Origin of the sequence: Streptomyces silaceus, assembly GCF_001419745.1 — a bacterium.
GTDB classification, from domain to species: Bacteria; Actinomycetota; Actinomycetes; order Streptomycetales; family Streptomycetaceae; genus Streptomyces; species Streptomyces silaceus.
This window is the reverse complement of the sequence record NZ_LIRJ01000184.1, coordinates 23,019-41,823: the sequence shown is the minus strand read 5'-3', so window position 1 is coordinate 41,823 and position 18,805 is coordinate 23,019. Positions and strand designations below refer to the sequence as shown.

15 protein-coding genes and 1 pseudogene are annotated in these 18,805 nt (G+C 64.0%); 12 read left to right on the top strand and 4 right to left on the bottom strand.

Annotated features, from left to right (window positions below; translation table 11 throughout):
* Positions 1-61: 61 nt before the first annotated feature.
* Both AOK22_RS18410 and AOK22_RS18405 read left to right on the top strand, forming a co-directional pair.
* Positions 62-1,102 (top strand): AAA family ATPase, encoded by a 1,041-nt coding sequence (locus AOK22_RS18410; protein WP_055699760.1) that lies wholly within the window; start codon positions 62-64, stop codon positions 1,100-1,102.
* The gene (locus AOK22_RS18405; protein WP_055699759.1) at positions 1,099-1,659 is read left to right on the top strand and encodes a phosphotransferase-like protein; all 561 of its coding nucleotides are present in this window, start codon (positions 1,099-1,101) and stop codon (positions 1,657-1,659) included. Before AOK22_RS18410 ends, AOK22_RS18405 begins: the two co-directional genes overlap by 4 nt.
* 36 nt (positions 1,660-1,695) lie before the next feature.
* Here the strand turns inward: AOK22_RS18405 and AOK22_RS18400 are convergent, their stop codons facing one another.
* Entirely contained in the window at positions 1,696-2,553 is an 858-nt protein-coding gene (locus AOK22_RS18400; RefSeq protein ID WP_055699758.1) for an NAD(P)-dependent oxidoreductase, read from the bottom strand.
* Positions 2,550-3,224, bottom strand: coding sequence for an HAD family hydrolase (locus AOK22_RS18395; RefSeq protein WP_055699778.1), 675 nt, complete (start codon positions 3,222-3,224; stop codon positions 2,550-2,552). The genes AOK22_RS18400 and AOK22_RS18395 overlap by 4 nt, the downstream gene beginning before the upstream one ends.
* Before the next feature lie 207 nt (positions 3,225-3,431).
* Between AOK22_RS18395 and AOK22_RS18390 the strand changes: the two genes are divergently transcribed.
* Entirely contained in the window at positions 3,432-4,865 is a 1,434-nt protein-coding gene (locus AOK22_RS18390) for a DNA phosphorothioation-associated putative methyltransferase (protein WP_055699757.1), read from the top strand.
* A gap of 6 nt (positions 4,866-4,871) precedes the next feature.
* Here AOK22_RS18390 and dndA read toward each other — a convergent pair whose 3' ends face one another.
* Positions 4,872-6,017 carry a cysteine desulfurase DndA gene (dndA, locus tag AOK22_RS18385; RefSeq protein WP_055699777.1) on the bottom strand — a complete coding sequence of 382 codons (1,146 nt, stop codon included), beginning with the start codon at positions 6,015-6,017 and terminating at the stop codon, positions 4,872-4,874.
* 75 nt (positions 6,018-6,092) lie between these two features.
* Between dndA and dndB the strand changes: the two genes are divergently transcribed.
* The 8 genes from dndB (at position 6,093) to AOK22_RS18345 (ending at position 16,319) form a co-directional block, all read left to right on the top strand.
* Positions 6,093-7,223 carry a DNA sulfur modification protein DndB gene (gene dndB / locus AOK22_RS18380; RefSeq protein ID WP_055699756.1) on the top strand — a complete coding sequence of 377 codons (1,131 nt, stop codon included), beginning with the start codon at positions 6,093-6,095 and terminating at the stop codon, positions 7,221-7,223.
* The gene (gene dndC / locus AOK22_RS18375; RefSeq protein WP_055699755.1) at positions 7,220-8,728 is read left to right on the top strand and encodes a DNA phosphorothioation system sulfurtransferase DndC; all 1,509 of its coding nucleotides are present in this window, start codon (positions 7,220-7,222) and stop codon (positions 8,726-8,728) included. Before dndB ends, dndC begins: the two co-directional genes overlap by 4 nt.
* Entirely contained in the window at positions 8,715-10,706 is a 1,992-nt protein-coding gene (gene dndD, locus AOK22_RS18370; protein WP_055699754.1) for a DNA sulfur modification protein DndD, read from the top strand. The genes dndC and dndD overlap by 14 nt, the downstream gene beginning before the upstream one ends.
* Complete coding sequence (gene dndE / locus AOK22_RS18365) at positions 10,696-11,076, top strand: DNA sulfur modification protein DndE (RefSeq protein ID WP_055699753.1); 381 nt, start codon at positions 10,696-10,698, stop codon at positions 11,074-11,076. The genes dndD and dndE overlap by 11 nt, the downstream gene beginning before the upstream one ends.
* 297 nt (positions 11,077-11,373) lie before the next feature.
* Positions 11,374-11,844, top strand: a complete 471-nt coding sequence (locus AOK22_RS18360) for a hypothetical protein (RefSeq protein ID WP_055699752.1) — start codon at positions 11,374-11,376, stop codon at positions 11,842-11,844.
* On the top strand, positions 11,817-12,239 hold the full coding sequence (locus AOK22_RS43870) for a GIY-YIG nuclease family protein (RefSeq protein ID WP_341845583.1): 423 nt from the start codon (positions 11,817-11,819) through the stop codon (positions 12,237-12,239). The genes AOK22_RS18360 and AOK22_RS43870 overlap by 28 nt, the downstream gene beginning before the upstream one ends.
* Entirely contained in the window at positions 12,239-13,969 is a 1,731-nt protein-coding gene (locus AOK22_RS18350; protein ID WP_244164865.1) for an ATP-binding protein, read from the top strand. The genes AOK22_RS43870 and AOK22_RS18350 overlap by 1 nt, the downstream gene beginning before the upstream one ends.
* A 169-nt stretch (positions 13,970-14,138) precedes the next feature.
* On the top strand, positions 14,139-16,319 hold the full coding sequence (locus AOK22_RS18345; protein WP_055699749.1) for a ParB N-terminal domain-containing protein: 2,181 nt from the start codon (positions 14,139-14,141) through the stop codon (positions 16,317-16,319).
* Positions 16,320-17,637: 1,318 nt separating this feature from the next.
* Here AOK22_RS18345 and AOK22_RS18340 read toward each other — a convergent pair.
* A pseudogene (locus AOK22_RS18340) lies at positions 17,638-18,027 on the bottom strand (transposase family protein); the annotation flags it as partial.
* A 219-nt stretch (positions 18,028-18,246) separates the two neighbouring features.
* On the opposite strand from AOK22_RS18340, the gene AOK22_RS18335 reads away from it, so the two are divergent.
* The gene (locus AOK22_RS18335; protein ID WP_055699748.1) at positions 18,247-18,588 is read left to right on the top strand and encodes an MGMT family protein; all 342 of its coding nucleotides are present in this window, start codon (positions 18,247-18,249) and stop codon (positions 18,586-18,588) included.
* The last annotated feature ends 217 nt before the right edge of the window (positions 18,589-18,805 follow it).

Here is an 18,805-nt window from a genome sequence, read left to right as displayed (position 1 = left end):
TCTGACTTTTCAACATCCGCTTACACACGCGCTCATGAGAGGCTGACCTAGGCTCCGGATCATGACCAGGGATGGGCAGGCGGTAGGCGCAGTGGGGAAGAGTCGCCCGGGTTGGCGCCCGGACAAGTTGAGGCAGCAACGCGAAGCCCACGGCCTGACTCTTGAAGGTGCGGGCGAGCAGCTGCGCGAGGTGGCCAGGGCCGCGGGGCTCGCGGTGCCGGCCGCCAACTTCCAGACGCTGTGGCAGCACGAGCAGGGCGAGATATATCCCGGGCCGCACTACCGCCGCGCGTACTGCCTGCTGTACCGCGCGACCGAGCCCGAGCTCGGCTTCCGCAACGCTCTGCCCGACGAGGCCAGGAAGCTCAAGTTCACCGCGTCGAGCGAGCCGCACAACGGAGCCCATGTCCTTGCAGTGGAGCGTGCGTTGCTCCAACTCGCGCCCGGCACGGAGGACTCTGACGGGCAGGGCATGCAGCAGCGCATCCTCGACGCCTGGAAACGTCGCCACACAGGCGGCGACCCCAACAAGCCGACCCTGCTGATGGTCGGTGGCTACGCCGGCAGCGGGAAATCGGAGTTCGCCCGTTTCATATCCCAGCTCACCGGGTGGCCCGTCCTCGACAAGGACCCGATCACACGCCCCCTCGTCGAGCGCCTCCTCATGGAGATGGGCAGCGAGCCCAACGACCGGCACACCGATCTCTACCGGGAGAAGGTCCGCCCGCTGGAGTACCAGTGCCTCCTGGAGACTGCGTACGCGAACATCGACTGCGCGATCAGCACCGTACTCAGCGCACCCTTTATCAGCGAAGCCACCGACCCTCGTTGGATGCGGCGCCTGATCAACCGCTGCGAAGCGCGTGGCGTCACCGTGGCCGTCGTCTGGATCCAGTGCGACCTCGACACGATGCACGAGTACATCAGCTTCCGGTCCGCCGCCCGCGACAGCTGGAAACTCCAGAACTGGGACTCGTACGCCGCCGGGGTCGATCTCGAACTTCGGCCCGTTGTACCGCACTTGGTCGTCGACAACCGGCTCGGCGCCGCGATCTCACTCACGGACCAGGTGCGCCAGGTCTTCGGGACGGTGTTCCAATGAGGCGGGGCATCCTGCTGTACGGGCCGCCGACGGCGGGCAAGGACACGATCACCACGGCACTCACCGAACTCGACGCGCGGTATGCGCCGTTCACCCGACTGAAAGTCGGAAGCGGGAAGACCCACGGCTACCGAATGGGCACACCGGAGCAGCTGGCCGCCCTGGAGGCGGGTGGCGACGTCATCTACCGCAACGAGCGCTACGGCAATACCTACGTCGTCGACCGGCCTGGCCTCGACCAAGCCATGGAGGGCGGCAGCATCCCCGTCGTCCACCTCGGACAGATGGCAGGGATGGAGCAGGTGACCGCCCTCCATCCGGCGCAGTGGGTGCGCGTTCTGCTTTGGTGCTCCAAGGAGACCACTGCCCGGCGCTCACCTCAGCGGGGCGACACCGACACGGCGGCTCGGCTGACCGCGTGGGACGCCACTCAGGCCGATCTCGCAGCTCATCCGCGGGCGAAGTGGGAGCTGCGCGTCGACACGGAAGAGACGGCACCTGATGAAGCCGCGAAGAGGATCGATGCGATCGTTCGCGCGTCGTCACCTCGCTCTTGACGGCCAGGAGGTCATCGACGCCGCGGACGCGACCACTCAACTCGGATTGTCCAGGTCACCTTGTGCCCGCAAAGCTTCCAGCGCGTCGGCGATGTCTAGGCGCTCGTCTCGGTTGTCGTCCCATCGCGCGAGCGTCGCAGCAGCGGCGTGCATGAGAGAGTCCGGAAGCCCAGCGTCGGCGAGCAGGGCCGCTGCGTCCTCAAGTTCCGGGCCCCAACGCCAGGCTCGGGCTGCGGTCTTGGGGATGTAGTCGGTCTCTACGAGGTAGCTGCGGGTGCGCTTGGCTGCGATCCCCAGCAGTTCGTCCGCGACGCCGTACGCTTCGGCTGCCCCGTATGCCACGGCGGCAAGCACGCGGGAAACCTTCTGGTAGCTGGAATACGCGAGCTTGAGCGCGGAGGCTTTGCCGATGCTGTCGCCCAAGACGTGGGGCCGCACATCGGTGCCGGCGAAGAGTTCGGCGATCCGGTCGGCCTGCTGACTGGAACCGGACAGATAGAGCGTCGCGTACTTGCCGCCCACCGGAGGCGATCCGACCACGGCAGCATCGATGACCGGCATTGGGGCCAGGTAGTCGGCGATGCGCTGTATGCGCGACGGCGACACGGCGTTCGCTTCAACATAGATCGTGCCGACACCGGCCGTGCCGAGCTCGGCAACCTGGGCAGCAGTCTCCTCCGCGGCGGCGGGAGGGCATAGCGAGAGCAGCACATCGGAGCGGGAGAGGAGCTCGGGCAGTGCCTCACGTTCGAGGCCCGCCCGCTCGGCCCGGCGGCGGGTTGTGTCGCTGCGTCCGTCGGGGCACCACAACACGATGTGGCCGCGGGCGCGCAGCTGGGCGCCGAAGGCGGATCCCATGCTGCCGGGGTGCAGCAGCCCGATGGTGTCCGTCATGTCGTGGTCCTCGTGTGGTCGGCGGAGTGTAGAAGCAGCAGGTCGATGGCGGCGCGTGCATGCGGCACCATGTGGTCCGGCCCGGGATCGTCCAGTGGCCAGGAGCGGCCGTTGCCGATCCAGATGGTTTGCAGCCCTGCTGAGCGTGCGCCGCCAATGTCGTTGACCGGGTTGTCGCCGACCATCCATCCGCCGTCGCCCAGCACGGTGCCGCAGCGGGCCGCCGCTAGGGCGAAGTGCCGGGTGTGCGGTTTGCGCGCGTCGGCCTCTTCGGAGACGAAGAGGCCATCCACGTGCTCGGAGATACCGGTGGCCTGCAGCTTGGCACGCTGGATGTCTGCCGCGCCGTTGGTCGCCACGCCCACTCGCCAGCCGGACGCACGCAGCTCGTCCAAGCCGTCGAGGACCTCCGTCGGGCACGACACCATGGCCGCGATGTCGGCGCAATACGCGCGCCACAACTCCGCCGTCGACATAGGCAGACGGTACCGGATGCGGATCGCGCCGAAGGTAGACGGATAGGCCCGCTCGACCACCTTGCCTAGGACGTCCACCTGTTCCTCGTCCTCCAGACCGTACCGTGAGGTGAACTCGGCGGCCCAGTCGGAGACCGTCCCCTGCCGATCCACGAGGGTGTTGTCCAGGTCGAAGAGAACCAAAAGGGGATGCACGTCCCGCACCCTAATGGTCAGTTCTGTAATCCGCCGTCGCTTACAGACGGTCTGGGGTCTCTCTTCCGCTGTGCCAGTAGAGGCGAAGGCTCGGAGTATCCGGGACAGGCTCGAAGCTTCAGCGCTGATTTCGGCTCACCGCGCCCCTATAGCCACGGGACTCCGCCATACTCCGGCTGGAAGGCACAGGCATCGAGGGGTAGTCGCATGTCCCAGGATCTCGAGAGCAAGCGGTGGCTCACCGCCATCAAGCGAGGCAGCCTGTCCGTCCCCGCCCGCCAAGCGCTACTCGACCGGCAGATCCTTCCCGGCGACGCCGTCTTCGACTATGGATGCGGGCGCGGAGAGGATGTCCACGCCTTGCGGAACATGGGGTGCGATGCCACAGGCTGGGATCCCTTCTATAAGCCTGACGTGCAACTGAAGCCAGCCCCTGTTGTCCTCATTACCTACGTCTTGAATGTCATTGAGGACCCTGCCGAGCGGCAGCGCACCCTTCAACGTGCCTGGAAACTCACAGACAGGGTACTGATCGTCTCCGCACGCCTGACATGGGAAAAGTCAAAGGTCAACGGTCAGGAGTTCGGTGACGGGCTGCTGACCCGGCGGAAGACGTTCCAACACCTGTATGGCACTAACGAGCTGCGGACCTATGTCGAAGAGATCACCGGCGTCCGGGCCGTATCCGCCTCGCCAGGGATCATCTATGCGTTCAAAACCGACAGCGACCGGCTGAATTACCTCGCACGCCGGATCGTCACCGACGAGCAGTGGCTGGCCTCCAGCGACACCACCACGGCAGTAGCTGCGCTCATGGACCATGTAGAGCGCCGTGGACGGCCTCCACGACTGGAGGAGATGCCCCTGCACACCGCCCAGCTGCTAGCGCACTTGCGCCCATCGGAGGTACACCGCCTAGTCCGCGAGTCCGCCGACGCAGCCAAGGTGGAAGAGGGCGCCAAGCGCACCACCCTCAACACGCTGCTGTTCCTCGCTGTCGAACTCTTCAACGGCCGAGGCCCATTCACCAGTCTGCCGCTGACTGTGCAGCTGGACATCCGGGCGTTCTTCTCTTCATACAAGGAGGCGTGCCGACGAGCCGACCGGCTGCTGCTCAAGCTGCGGGAAGATGCCTACATCCGCGGAGCTATGAACGCCTCCGCCGTCGGAAAGCTGACCCCGACCGCGCTTTACGTCCACCGCAGAGCCGTGGAAAGAATGCCAACCGTGCTACGCCTGTACGAACACTGCGCGTCGATCGCAGCTGGCCGACCACAGGCGTGGACCGTGGTCAAGCTCTTCCATCGGGGCCGTGCCGTCAGCTGGCTGGACTATCCCGAGTTCGACCGTGACCCGCACCCACGCCTACTGACTTCCTACCAGGTGGATCTGGAAACCTTTGAGACCTCCCATCATTCATATGAACACCGCGACAATCGGCCGCTGCTGCACCGCAAGCACGAGTTCCTTCACCCGGACGACCCGGATGCGCCCAAATTCCAGCGCTTGACCGAATCCGAGGTCAAGGCCGACTTGTACGCACACCCGCACCTGATTGGCACAGAGAAGGGCTGGGAGAGCGAACTGATGCGGTGCGGGCGGGCTCTACGCGGGCACCGCCTCGTCCGGGCTCGCGGCTAAGCTCTCTCAGACCCGAGGCCGAAGCTTCCCAACACCGTAAGCCAGCTCCGTGACGTCCAGGCTCTCTGCTTGTTCCGGGTACCAGGAGAATCGCAGCCCGTTCTTAGCCACCGAGTCAGGCAGCTCCATCGCGGTGAGTACATGGCTCGGGGTGTACGAGGCGCTCGTGCAGGCAGATCCGGTCGCGACCGCAACCAGGTCCTTGAGCGTGACGAGGAACGCTTCCGAGTCCACGTCTTCGAACGAGAGGTTAAGGATGTGCGGGACAACGTGATCCTGGTCACCGTTCAGATGGAAGCTCACGGGAGCCAACCCTTCGAGGAGCCTCGAACGCACGTCAAGCGCGGCGGCCTGCCACTGAGCGTGCTCTTTCTCGAAGATCTTGGCGGCCTCTGCCAACCCCATGATCAAAGGTACGGGGAGCGTGCCAGGCCGCAGGCCGCGTTCCTGCCCACCGCCAAACATGATCGGCTCCAGGGGAGGTCGCTCGTCGTCCATGTTCTCCCGGCGTCGAGTAACCAGCGCTCCGACACCTTTGGGCGCGCCGATCTTGTGGCCACTGATGCTGATCATGTCGATCGGCGCCATCAGGTCCCCAGGAACTTTGCCGTATCCCTGAGCCGCGTCCACGTGCAGGTAGGTCATAGTGGAATGGAGCTCGTGTGCGAGATCGGCAACCGGCTGGATGACGCCAGTCTCGTTGTTCACGTGCATCACCGACACCAGGAGGGTGTCTGGCCGCAACCGCTCCATAACCGCCTCAACCGTGATCCTGCCTGAGGGGCCAGGCTGGAGGAAGTCCACTTCGAACCCCCGGCCCGCCAGGTGCTCTAGCGGCTCGAGAACCGCCTTGTGCTCGATGGCGGAGGAAATGATGTGGCGCCGCCCAGTCCGCGCGCCATAGGAAGCAAGCCCCAGCAGAGCGATGTTGTTGCTCTCCGTAGCGCCACTCGTGAAGATCAGCTCGTCGGGCTCCGCCGCTACGGTCCCGGCCAGGTAATCCCGGGCGCGTTCTACCGCCCGCTTGGCACGGAGACCGTACTCGTGACGACTACCCGCGTTGCCGAACTCGGCCGTCATCCAGTGCAGGACGACATCGGCCACCCGCTGGTCCACGCGCGTCGTCGCCGCCGCGTCCAGGTACGTCACCATGGAACCCATCCACCTTCAAGCGTCATTTCTGCATGCCACGTACGTCATTTACCTGACGTACGATAGCGTTGCCAGGTGGGATCTTCTGTCGCTTCTGAACCTGTCGAACCGCCGACGTCTGCCGGTTTCGAGTACGTGTTTCCGGCCATCCGGGGCATCCAGGCAGGACGCGAGTTCTATGTGTCCATGTGTCCGCTGCGCCTCATCCCTAAGATCTTTCTCTTTGACGAGGACGAGTTGGCCCCCGAGGTGCGTGCGCAGCGGACCTTGAACAAGGGGCGACTGCCGGCGCTGACCCGCTACATCGTCGACAACCCCGCCGACTACGTCTTCAGTGCACTCACCGCTTCTGTCGACGGCGACATCCGATTCGAGGGCATCACGGACAGCGGTGTAGGGATGCGCGCCGGCCAGATCTGCATCTCGATGGCTGCCCGCTTCCTGATCAACGACGGTCAACACCGGCGTGCCGCCATTGAGCAGGCACTGAAGGAGAACCCCGACCTCGGCGAGGAGACGATCGCCGTGGTGTTCTTCCACGATGTCGGGCTCGCCCGCTGCCAGCAGATGTTCGCTGATCTGAACCGACACGCCGTGCGGCCACCCCGATCCATCGGCGTGCTGTACGACCACCGTGATGATCTGTCGACCACCGTGCGACTCCTGGCGATGCGTGCCCCGATGTTCAAGGGGCACGTAGACATGGAGAACAGCACCTTGTCCCAGCGCTCACGCAAGCTGTTCACTCTGAGCTCCATCTACTACGCCACTCAGTCCCTGCTGCAGGACTTGAAGATCAGCAAGAACCAGTCCCAGGAGCTGGCGGAGGCGTACTGGGGCGCGATCGACTCAGTGATCCCAGAGTGGGGGGCGGTGCGCCGCCGCGAGATGTCGGCATCGGAGATGCGCAGCGACTTCCTTCACAGCCATGGCATCGCCCTGCATGCGCTGGGTCGCATCGGCAACACGTTGCTGCGAAAGTCGCTTTCGCCACAAAGCTGGAACCCCGTCCTCAAGCCGCTGTCCACGGTGGACTGGTCGCGCTCCAACACAGACTGGGAGGGGCGGGCGCTCGTGGGCGGGCGCGTGTCCAAAAGCCGGCAGAACTTGACCTTGACCGTGAACTACCTGCGGCAGCACCTCAAGCTGGAACTCAATGCTGAGGAGCAGCGGGTGGAAGACGCCTATCTGCGAGGAGAGTCATGAGCACCCCCAACTCGACAAGGACCTTCCAGGACAGGCCCCTGGCAGAGGTCGTCGAGGAGCTGACGGAGGAAATCCGCGAACTCTATGTTGCCGACGAGGTGCCTTGGGTGATCGGGTATAGCGGCGGCAAAGACTCCACCGCGGTTCTCCAGCTGGTGTGGCTCGCGCTCAAGGACTTGCCCGCCGACCGGCGCACCAAGCCGGTCCACGTGATCAGCACGGACACCTTGGTGGAAAATCCAGTTGTCGCCGCCTGGGTTGGCCAATCGCTGGACACTATGCGCTCTGCTGCGCAGGAGCAGCAGCTCCCGATCGAGTCGCACAAACTGACCCCGGACGTCAAGGACACCTTCTGGGTCAGCCTGATCGGTAAGGGGTACCCTGCGCCCCGTCCAAGGTTCCGCTGGTGCACTGAGCGGTTGAAGATCAAGCCATCGAACGCCTTCATTCGCCGTGTCGTGCGCCGCCACGGGGAGACGATCCTCGTGCTGGGAATCCGCAAGGCCGAAAGCCAAGCTCGGGCTCGGGCGATGGCCCGTCATGAGAAGCGTCGCGTCCGCGACCGTCTCTCGCCCAACGGTAACCTCCCCAACTCCCTGGTTTACAGCCCGATCGAGGACTGGTCGACCGAGGAAGTGTGGGCGTTCTTGATGCAGTACCCCAACCCCTGGGGCCACGACAACAAGGACCTGCTGACGATGTACCAGGGCGCGTCCGATGATTCCGAGTGCCCGCTGGTCGTCGACGACACCACGCCCTCGTGTGGTGACAGCCGGTTCGGCTGCTGGACGTGCACGCTGGTCGAGCAGGACAAGTCGATGACTGCCATGATCCGCAACGACGACGAGAAGGAGTGGATGCGGCCACTGCTCAAGCTCCGCAACGAACTCGACGACGTCAACAACGAGAGCCAGACGCGGGACTTCCGCCGGATGAACGGCAGTGTCCAGCTGTTCGGCGACCGAGACCGAACCATTCCCGGGCCATACAAGCAGTCCGCTCGCGAGGACTGGCTGCGTAAGCTCCTCAGCGCACAGAATAAAGTCCGCAACCACAAGAAGGCTCCGGAGCATGTGCGCGGCATCGAACTGATCTCGATGAAGGAGTTGCACGAGATCCGCCGGATCTGGGTGTTCGACAAGCACGAGGTCGAGGACTCTCTGCCGGGTATCTACGAGGAGGTAACCGGCGAGAAGTTCCCTGGCCTGCCTCTGGACGAGCAGCTCGTACTGGGAGCGGAGGAGATCGGGCTACTGAAGGAAGCCTGTGAGGATGACCCAATCCACTTCTCGATGACGCGCGAACTCCTGGCGATCGAGCGGCAGTACCGGACGATGACCCGACGTGCCGGCCTGTTCGAGTCTTTGGAAAAGGCCATCAAGAAGGGCTACTACGAGGACGCGGACGACGCGCTGCAGTTCGCTAAGAAGCTGAAGGAACTGCGCGAAAGTGACCCGACCCAGCTGTCGCTGAACGAAGAGACCACTACTGATGCACCTGCATAGCCTCACGCTCCAAGACTTCGGCGCCTACCAGGGGCGGCAGCACCTTGACCTTCGAGTCAAACCCAAGCGTCCGATCATTTTGATCGGCGGTCTGAACGGCTGCGGCAAGACGACTCTGCTCGACGCAATCCAGCTCGTGTTGTACGGGCCTCGGGCCCGGTGCAGTGGACGCGGTAACCGCGCGTACGACACCTACTTGCGCGAAAGCATCAACCGAGCCGCCGACTCCGCACAAGGTTCTGCGCTGCGACTGGAATTCTCGATCACCGCGGAGGGCCGGAACCGCACCTACGAGGTCGACCGAACTTGGGCCCTCAATGGCAAGAGCGTACGGGAGAACCTGGCTGTCACCATCGATGGCCGGTATGACGCCACTATCAGCGAGAACTGGGCTGAGCACGTCGAAGAAATCCTACCCCTTGAGGTCGCCTCGCTCTTCTTCTTCGACGGCGAAAAGGTCGAGCAGCTGGCAGACCCCGAACGAGCAGCGGACGTGATCGAATCCGCCGTCCATTCGCTGCTCGGCGTAAGGGCTGTTGAGCAACTGCGCACCGACTTGCTGGTTCTCCAGCGCCGACAGCGGCTGTCAGTGGAGGACCAAGGGGCCCTTGAACAGCTCCATGAACTAAGAGCCCAGAAGCAGGCAGCCTCCACGGAGATTCCCGCCCGGAAGGCGGAACTGGAGCAGGCCACCGAGCGCTACAACGAGGCAAAGGCGGAACTCACCAAGATAGAGCGAAAGTTCCAACGCGCAGGTGGGCGCCTGTATGAGGAGCGCCGTGCACTTGAGACGGCCAAGGCAAGTACTGCGGACCGTCTGGCGCAAACGCAAAAGGCCCTGCGCGGTATGGCTGAAGGCGCGCTTCCCCTGGCGCTGCTTCGCGATCAACTTGCCATGTTGCGAGAGCAGGCAGTCCGCGAGCAGGAAGCGTATGAAGCCCGACAGGTCGTTGGAATCCTCGAATCACGAGATGCATGGCTAATCGACCAGCTACCCGACAGCGTGCCCGCTGCCACCCGCACCGCGCTGAAGAAGAAACTGACGGTCGAGAGGAAGAAGCGCGCCTCAGCCGCCGACCTCGACTTGGACCTGGACCTGCCCCGCAACCTCACGCAGAAGCTGTCCGCACTGGACGAGGTCTTGCGAGCCGACGAGGCTCGCGCTGCCGAGCTCTTGCAAAATGCTGACAAGACTTCGCACGAGTTGCAGCAGGCCGAACGTCAACTGGCCGCTGTCCCGGACGAGCGCAAGATCAAGACTCTTATTGAAGAGCTCCAGGCCGCTAGGGATGAGGTGGCCGTCACCCGTGCTGCCGTCGAACAAGCCTCCCTGCTGATCGCTGATGCCCAGGCCCGCCATGAACGGCTTAAGGCCGACTTCGAGCGCGCACGAGAGAAGCAGGCACTGCCACTAGTCCGCGAGGAGGAGCTCAAGCGGATCGGCACCTACGCGGAGAAGGCTCGGGCGACCCTGGAACGCTTCGGCTCAGCGCTCCTACGCAAGCACATCAGCAGTCTGGAGGTGGCTGTCCTGCGCAGCTTCCAGACCCTGATGCGCAAGAGCGGGCTGATCAAGGACCTGCGGATCGACACGGACAAGTTCACGATCGCGCTGGCCAACCAGGACGAGGAGACTGTGGATCCCGCCCGGCTCAGCGCTGGTGAGCGGCAGCTATTGGCCATCTCACTGCTGTGGGGACTGGCAAAGGTGGCCGGCAACCGGCTCCCTACCGTCATCGACACGCCACTGGGGCGCCTGGACAGCCGCCACCGCGAACACCTAGTCGACCGGTACTTCCCGTACGCCGGGCGACAGGTCCTCCTGCTGTCCACAGACGAGGAGATCGACGAGAACCTTCTGGACAGGCTGCGGCCGTCTATCGCCCAGAGCTACGTCCTCGTGCACGACGACACCACGTTCACCACCCGCGTCGGAAAGGGATACTGGTGGACTGAGGGGGCCCTTCATGCCGTATGAGATCACCATCCGGCTCTCCCAAGCCGCCAAAGACCAGCTGGCCTGGCTCAAGCGCCACACCGGGCTGACCCAGTGGAACGAACTGTGCCGCTGGGCGCTCGCACTGTCGCTGCGCGACCCATCCACCCCGCTCGTGCGGGACATCAGCACCGACTCCAACGTGGAGATCGCCTGGAAGACCTTCGCCGGACCCCACGGCGACGTCTACCTAGCCCTGCTGAAGCAGCGGTGCGCGATGGACGGCGCGGAGCCCACGGAGACCGCTGTGAGCAAGACCCTGATGGTCCACCTGCATCGCGGTATCGGCTACCTCGCTGGACGCCAGGACCTGCGTTCCATCCAGCACCTCATCGCCATCACCACCGAGTAGACAACGATCCGTTGAGGCCCGCCTCCGCTGTGCTTGAGAGGCGGGCCTTGGCATGCCCGCGAGGCGGCCGGACCGACGAACCGTCAAAAACCTTTCGCAGAGGCGCAACAACTGAGTCCTCCACCCGACCTCTATAGATGAGGGGCCAAAAGCCTTGCGAAGAGCCGGACTTCGGCAGAACACCCACGCCGGCCAGTCGCACCTAGTACGCTGAAGCTACAACCGCATAACACCGCTTCACCTTTCGGACGTGTGCCACCGCATGGGGCCCACCACCAGACACCCGGAGCGAAACGTATGATCAGCCACCCCGTCGCCGGGGCGGTCAGCGCGCTGCAGAAGCAGGCGTTGGCCAGCAGCGACACGTACGAACTCGACCGCATCGACCGTGCACTCGACGAGCTCCTGCGCAACCCGACGGACGCCTCTACTCCCGCGCCGTACCGCGCGAGGTCGGCCATGGGGCATGCCTACGAGGCGCTCAAGCGCCGCCGGGCCATCGCCCAACTCGTCCCGCTCGACCCCGACCGCGTCGACTACGGCGGGACCGACTCCAGACTCCTGGTCGCCGAGATCATCGCGTGGCTGAGTACCGAGCCGAACCTGGCCGATGGAGAACGCCTCCTGCTCAACGATCTAGCACGCGGACACGACGCCGCCTCCATGGCCGACCGCCACGCAGTGCCGCTGCTGCGGATGCGCGAGCGCATCAGCCGGACCCGGCGCCACGCACGAACTCTGTGGCACGCCGCGGAGGCCGCGGCGTGACCCCAATTCCCGTAAGGCTCAGCCCATTACTCGTGCGCACCCTCATACCACCGCATCGGATCGGCACGTACGTCCTGTACACGGCGGATGGCCGCCCAACTTACGTCGGTCGCAGCGACACGGATATCCGCCGCCGTCTCCTGCGGCACTGCACAGACCGCCGCGCCGACTACTTCACCTACGACGTACACCCCAGTGCGACCAGCGCATACATGGTGGAGTGCGCGCTGTTCCACCTTCTCACCCCTGACGCCTCCAACCGTATTCACCCTGCACGGCCCGAGGGCCACTCCATCCCCTGCACCTTCTGCCTGCCCCAGCAGCAGGCCACCCTCCGAGACCGCATCCACGCCGTCCCCGAGCACGTGCGACCCACTACGACGAAGGACCGATGATGAATTCGCCTCTGTTCCTCGCCCCGGACGACCAACGCGCAGATCTCATCCAGGTCGACCGCGCGTTGGACTCCATGCGCGATGCCGGCTTCGACCTCACCGCAGCCATCGGCGAGCCGCTAGACAACTCCCTCGAAGCCGAGGCCACTCTGCTGCGCGTACGGACGATCTTCGGCCGCGGCAAGAAGACGATCGACAGCATCCTCATTGCCGACAATGGCATTGGCATCGAACCCACGAAGATGCACCACGTGCTCTCGATGGGGTACAGCAGCCGCTACGGCGAGCGCAGGGGGCTGGGACGTTTTGGTGTCGGACTCAAACTCGCCGGGCTCAGCCTCGGTGAGCGTATCGACATCTACAGCAAGCAGACCGGCGACCCGAAGATCTACCACAGTTACATCGATCTCCAGGAGATCCGCGAGGGCAAGCAGCACTACATCACCACCGACGAGGTTCAAGATTGGCCTGCCGAGGCGGTCAAGCTGATGACTGGCCGCGACGAGACACCGTTCTCATCCGGCACGCTCGTCGTCTTCGGCAAGATCGACCGGCTCTCCAGCGGTGGGACCTACGGCACCTCCCTTGAGCAGAAAATCGCCGAGCTCCGCAAGTTCATCGCCCGCGCCTACCGGACCTACATCGACACCGGCCGGACCTTCGAGCTGGATGGCAAGGTCATCACGCTGCACGATCCGTTGTTCCTGCGCGACAACCCGAGGATCATCTCCCGCTACAAGCCGCTCGACCCGCGCGGGGAGCTGATCGAAGAGACCGACCTGAAGATCAACGGACACAAGGTGCACGTCGCGGTCGCCGTCGTGCCCCGAGAGTTCCGCCCCTACTCAGGCGCCGGCGGTGACACGGACCACAACGGTCACGACATCTCCGAGTTCCAGATCAACGCCGACAACACGGCCAAGATCAGTATTCTGCGCAATGGTCGGGAGATCTACTACGACATTGTCCCCCGGCTACTCGAAGGCGGACGCAACGACAAGGTCCTGCGCTACGTCGCGATCGAGGTCAGCTTTCCCGCACAACTGGACGAGTACTTCCAGGTCCGCAACGTCAAGCGCGGGGCAGAGCCAGTCAGCAAACTGCGCAACGACCTTCGCGAGTGGCTCAAGGCACCTGTGAAGCAGGCACTGAAAAGGGTCCGCGCGGATTGGAAGGAGGCCGAGACCCGCAAGCGTCTCGAAGAGGGCGAGCACACCGAGACGATGGACACCGCAGCTCGCGTCTTCCCAAACTTCCCGAGAGGGATCGCCGGCCGCGGTGCGACTCCGGACGACGAGGAGAAGGTCGTCCAGCAAGCCGCGATCGATCTGGGCCTGGACAGCGAGGAAGACGCTGAGAAGATCGAGCGTATCCGCGAGCAGATCCGCACAAAGCCCATCACCCTCATGGGCGCCTCGTGGCCCGGCAAGGAACTACTGGTCATCGACCACCTCAACGGCAAGGCCGCGGTCAAGTTCAACCTCCGCCATGCTCTCTTCGACCAGGTGTACATGCCCCTCAAGAAGCTCGCCGATGAGGGCACGCAGAACCTGGACCCCGAAGAGATCACCGACCTCGCACGAAGGGCGCAGACAGCCCTCGACCACTTGCTCATCGCCTACGCGCATGCAGAAGCCATGTACGAAGACCCCGATCGGTTCGACGACCTCCGGACCTACTGGGGCATGTTCACCGAGGCGCTCCTCCGGGACGCCTTCAAGGACCAGTAAGGCGCGCCTTGGGCGGGGTGCCCCGTACCCCGCCCGACTGCACCAGGCGCCGCCGGGCTGCGACGCCCCCGTGACGTCCCTTCATATTCGGCACTTCTAGTTCGTCTTGCGCCATGTACCACCAGCTTCCGCCGCGACGCGGTGGAACCGTCTTGAGAGGCAACCAAGGATGTTTGGCTCAGGTTCCAAGCTCACGTTCCGCGATTTCGTGCAGGGAACGTGGGGGAGCTTCGATACTCCCGCCGGCCGGGTCGACTACATCATGACCAAGGCCAGGCTGGGCGGAGACGCCGACGCACCGGAGCGACAGCTCACCAAGAGCCTCGCGCCCGTTCGCGAGGTCATGGACGCCGGGGACCTGGACTTCAACCAGCTGCTGCAACGCGATCTCGACGACCACCGAGTCGCAGGCAAGCTGATTCCGTATCTGTTCAAACAGCAGATGACCGGACCCGCCTTCTTCCCTCCGATCGTCGCCGTGCTTCTACCCTTCCGAGCCAAGAAACCGACAACCTTCCCGGCGCTCAGCGCTCCGATTCCGGTCAACCACGATGAGGCCCCCTGGCAGGAGGAACAGGCAGGCAATGCCTTTCGTATCCACCGCCTCCTCGATGCCGACGGCAACCTGCACCCGGCGAACCTGGGCAAGCTGTGGTGGAACCAGTCCGAGTCGAGCTTGGTCGTCCTCGACGGACAGCACCGCGCCATGGGGCTGCTGGCGGTGGAGCGCACTCTGTCCCGCACCTGGCAGGGTGCTGGAATGCAGTTCCGCCCCTTCTACGAGCACCACGTCGAGCAACTGCTACGCGAACACCAAGTCACCGAGGCGGACCTGGCGAAGATCGAGGTTCCCGTGACTGTGTGCTGGTTCCCGAACGAAACCGGGGAGTCGTCGCGTCCACACGAGGCGGCACGCAAGCTCTTCGTTGACGTCAACAAGGAGGCGCGGCCGCCGAGCGAGTCGCGGATCATCCTGCTGTCCGACGGCAAGCTCTCCAACGTGCTCACCCGAAGCCTCCTGAGTGCCTTGCGCGGTCGGACCGAGAACCATCTCCCGCTCTACGCGGTGGAGTACGACAACCCCGAGATTAACGGCAGCCGTCCTGCGCGCTGGTCGGTTATGACGAACATTCACCTGTTCAAGATGGTCGTCAAGCGGTGTATCTTCGGCCCGCCCAAGTACCTGACCAATCTCGGGCAGCCGTTCGGCGGCAGGGAGAAGCTAGAGGACCGTGACAGCTTCATGCGCGAGCAGCTCGACCTCGTCAGCCTTCTGCCGCCCGATTTCAGCGATGGCGGGCGCCAATACACCGTTACGGGCATCGGCGAGACCGAATTCCCGCTGGGCCGCGCGGAGGAAATGGTCGGCAGGTTCATGGACTCCTGGGGAGAAGCAATCTTGACGCTTCTCTCCAAGACCGAGCCCTATAAGGCTCATGCCGCCGGCCTCGCAACCTTTAAGGAGAGCTGGGATACAACCCATAACCACTCCGCCCTCGCGCACGACGCCCTTTTCGGCGGCGTAGGAATTTACTGGACCCTGCGCGATAGCTACGACGAGTACCAGCGGAGGCGCTCCGACACGAAAGGGAAGATGCCGGTCAAGACAGACGTAATCCGGGCATGGGAGGCGCTGAAGGAGAAGGAAGCTGAGTTCGAGGAGCACCGGGCCCGTGCATACCTCAACTCGACGACCCCCCTTTCCATCAAGCGCTCCAAGGCCGCGTTCGGAGTCTTCAACACCCATGCCTGCCAGCTCGGGATGCTCATGACCCTGGCTTCGCTATGGGAAATGCGCAAGAACCAGCCGGGTGGAGCTGAGCTCAAGGACCTCCCCGCCTTCGCAGCGTCTCTCGTCAGCGCTTGGAATGCATACTTCGAGCTTGACCGCGGTAAGGCCCGCGACCGCCGCAACGCCTTCAGTAAAGATGCGAGCAATTCGATAAACCAGATCGTTAACATGGACACACCCAATGCGGTGTACTTCCGGTACTTCTGGTTGCAGGCCCTCGCCATCCCCTCGGCCTGGCAGCACATCGCTCCTTGGCTGATCGACCGCACGGCCTTCGACGACGGTCTGAGCCAGGCCCGTCGCCTCTACCTGGACCTGTGTACCAAGCAGCAGTCGAACGCGCTCAAGGTCAGTCAGCCGGCTCTCGGCCCGGGCAAGAGAGAGGAGAAGGCAGCAGAGCTGGCCACCAACGCACTCAAGAAGGCGCTCCGCACTTGGTTTGAAGTGTCCGACGAGGAGTTCGAAGCGTGGCGATCCGCCCATCCCGGTCGGTCCATCCAGGCAGAGCTGGACCTGGACGATGCATTCAGCGCGGACGAGGATCCCGACCGCGAGTAACCCATCCAGCTTAGGTGGCCGGCCTGGGCTGGGACGCACTGTAACGCCACAGATGGCAGCGCGGTGACAGCCCCACCCATGCCGCCCACCGTGCGCGCTCCTCCGATAACGGCAGCACCGCGGTTGGCCTCTTTTCGCGAGTTAACCAGCGGGGGAGAGGGAAATCGGTCCGTGCTCAGCCAACCTGACCGCCCATGGGGTCCACGAGCCCCTCCCACCCCAAAAAAACACGGCTACGGCAAATCAGCGGAATATCGAAGCCGGACTAGGCTTCCGTCTAGAATCTCCCACACCTCCTTGAACGTCGCGCAGCGCGCTAGGACATCGTCGCCAGCGTGCTCCAATCTGTGAGACCGAGTCGTAGCTAGAAACATGCGACTGGGGCGCGTGGGCGAACCTGCCCCGGCCTCTATTCTTGAATAGCGGGCAGAACCCATGTGCAGCAGAAACGGGCAACCGGCAATCCGGTCCGTGGCCGCAAAGACTGCACATTCAACGTGCATGGGAGGATCCAGCGTCAGGCGACTTCTGATCACTACTGGGCCACCGATCACCGCTCGCCAGTACCGGAGAGGTTCACCACACAGACCGCATAGCCCGTCGCGGATACATTCCAGGCGCCGAGCTCCGTCGACCTCGGTGAAATCCGGACGACCATCGATCCGGATCACTGTTACATAAGTGATCGGATAGCCCCTATGATCACGGGGGCGGCTAGCAAGCCATGACGGCAACGGGGCGTTCATCCTCTTCTCAATCGGACTATCTGATCCCAAAGACAGAACTCCAATACACTTGATCTGGACCATTCCGTTCGGAACACGTCGGGGATTTCCAATGCGAACGACCGCACGGACACCTGGAGGGTCTTCAAGTTAAGCCAACCCCGGCCACCAACCGGGCTTTTTCCGAACACCTCTACGTTGACATGACATCGATCAAGGTATCCACTGGTTCGCGTCTGCTGTGAGCGATCCCCCTCCCGGACTTAGTTACAGCTCCAGTTCCACCAATCGAAGCACCAAAATCCCGGAGGCAATCGGAGAAGTAATTTCCCCATATCACTGATTTCTTCTGGTAGAGGTTTTGCAGTGTGGGACCGTTGGGAGTGGTTCGGGGTCGGACGCAACGGACTGCCCAAGGGCTCAACCTGCAGGTACGCTCTGGACGCCCGGCATGACGCGGCCAAGCAGACGAGGGGGAAGCGTGGATCATCTCTTCGTCGTTGCAGGCCGGTTGGCAACACCGATCTCACCGACCGGGCTAGCCGCGGAAGGGCTCCTCGAACGACAGCGCCTACCGGAGTGGGTGAGCCTTTTCAGCGTTGCTTCTCCAGAGTGAGGACGGCTTTGGTGATGACGCTCATGCGGTTGGGGCTGATGCGGGATCTGCGGAAGATCTGCCAGGACTTCAGCCGTGCCATGCCTCGTTCGACAGGTGCCCGGGCCGTGGACAGGGCCCGGTTCTCGGTCCGCTCAGTGAGGGTGAGTTCACCGCCTGGCGGGCGGCGTTTGGCGGTGGTGGCCCAGTCGCCCGCACCGATGTAGGCCATGTCGGCGAGGATCGGGACGGCTTGGCGCGCGCAGATCCGGAGGATCTGGTGGGTGCGGGCGGCGGTCAGATCGTGGGTCCGGCCAGGCAATGCCGGCTACAGCCACAGAATCTCGCCGGCTGGGTCCGTGACGACCTGCACGTTCACCCCGTGCCGCTACTCGTCGCCGTCGGCCTACTGCCGGACGGGACAAGACTGCATCTGACTCCGAGACACGGCGCACCGCAATCCGTCCGCGAGGCCATCCTCGCCTGGGTGGGGATGGCAGCCTTGCGACAGCTACTTGGAACAACAACTCGGCCAAATCCCTGACTTGGCACGCGGATGACAAGCACTACACGCCAACAGGGCTGGCCAACCACATCTTCAGGATGTGTGACGGGCCGGACACCGGACGGGATACAGGGCACGACCTGGTGGGACGTCGACATCGACAACGTCCCGAACACGGTCGATCCCGACGAATGGGCGGCATTGGAAGGGGCCAGCCTCGCAGACCTGGCCCAGCAACTCAGCAGCGTGCGCAAGGATTGGACGAGCCTCCACACCCTGCTGGGCACCATCCCGCCTGGACGGTGGACGACTTACGGCGACGTGGCATCCGTTACAGGCAGCCACGCCGTTCCGGTCGGCACCCACCTGGCCACCTGTAATCGATGCCCCAACGCCTGGCGGGCCCTCACCGCGGCTGGGCGCGTCAGCGCTGGCTTCCGGTGAAGCGACCCGACACGCATGGACACACCCATGGCGGTCCTGGCAGCCGAGGGCGTCCGCTTCGATGGCGAAGCCGCCGTTCCGGAAGCCCGCCTGCCGCTGGAGGCACTCCAGCGCCCACCCGACAGCTGACCGCTTCCATCGAACGTCGCCCTGCAGAGAATCCGGAGGAAAGACCCGCCCCGTCGCCGGAACCCGGACCGCTGCGGGAGAATGAAGG

What these genes read in the sequence shown, in the direction of transcription:
- AOK22_RS18410 (WP_055699760.1), top strand. Translation starts at nt 62, where the DNA reads ATGACCAGGGATGGGCAGGCGGTAGGCGCAGTGGGGAAGAGTCGCCCG.
- AOK22_RS18405 (WP_055699759.1), top strand. Translation starts at nt 1,099, where the DNA reads ATGAGGCGGGGCATCCTGCTGTACGGGCCGCCGACGGCGGGCAAGGAC.
- AOK22_RS18400 (WP_055699758.1), bottom strand. Translation starts at nt 2,553, where the DNA reads ATGACGGACACCATCGGGCTGCTGCACCCCGGCAGCATGGGATCCGCC.
- AOK22_RS18390 (WP_055699757.1), top strand. Translation starts at nt 3,432, where the DNA reads ATGTCCCAGGATCTCGAGAGCAAGCGGTGGCTCACCGCCATCAAGCGA.
- dndA (WP_055699777.1), bottom strand. Translation starts at nt 6,017, where the DNA reads ATGGTGACGTACCTGGACGCGGCGGCGACGACGCGCGTGGACCAGCGG.
- dndC (WP_055699755.1), top strand. Translation starts at nt 7,220, where the DNA reads ATGAGCACCCCCAACTCGACAAGGACCTTCCAGGACAGGCCCCTGGCA.
- dndD (WP_055699754.1), top strand. Translation starts at nt 8,715, where the DNA reads ATGCACCTGCATAGCCTCACGCTCCAAGACTTCGGCGCCTACCAGGGG.
- dndE (WP_055699753.1), top strand. Translation starts at nt 10,696, where the DNA reads ATGCCGTATGAGATCACCATCCGGCTCTCCCAAGCCGCCAAAGACCAG.
- AOK22_RS18360 (WP_055699752.1), top strand. Translation starts at nt 11,374, where the DNA reads ATGATCAGCCACCCCGTCGCCGGGGCGGTCAGCGCGCTGCAGAAGCAG.
- AOK22_RS18350 (WP_244164865.1), top strand. Translation starts at nt 12,239, where the DNA reads ATGAATTCGCCTCTGTTCCTCGCCCCGGACGACCAACGCGCAGATCTC.
- AOK22_RS18345 (WP_055699749.1), top strand. Translation starts at nt 14,139, where the DNA reads ATGTTTGGCTCAGGTTCCAAGCTCACGTTCCGCGATTTCGTGCAGGGA.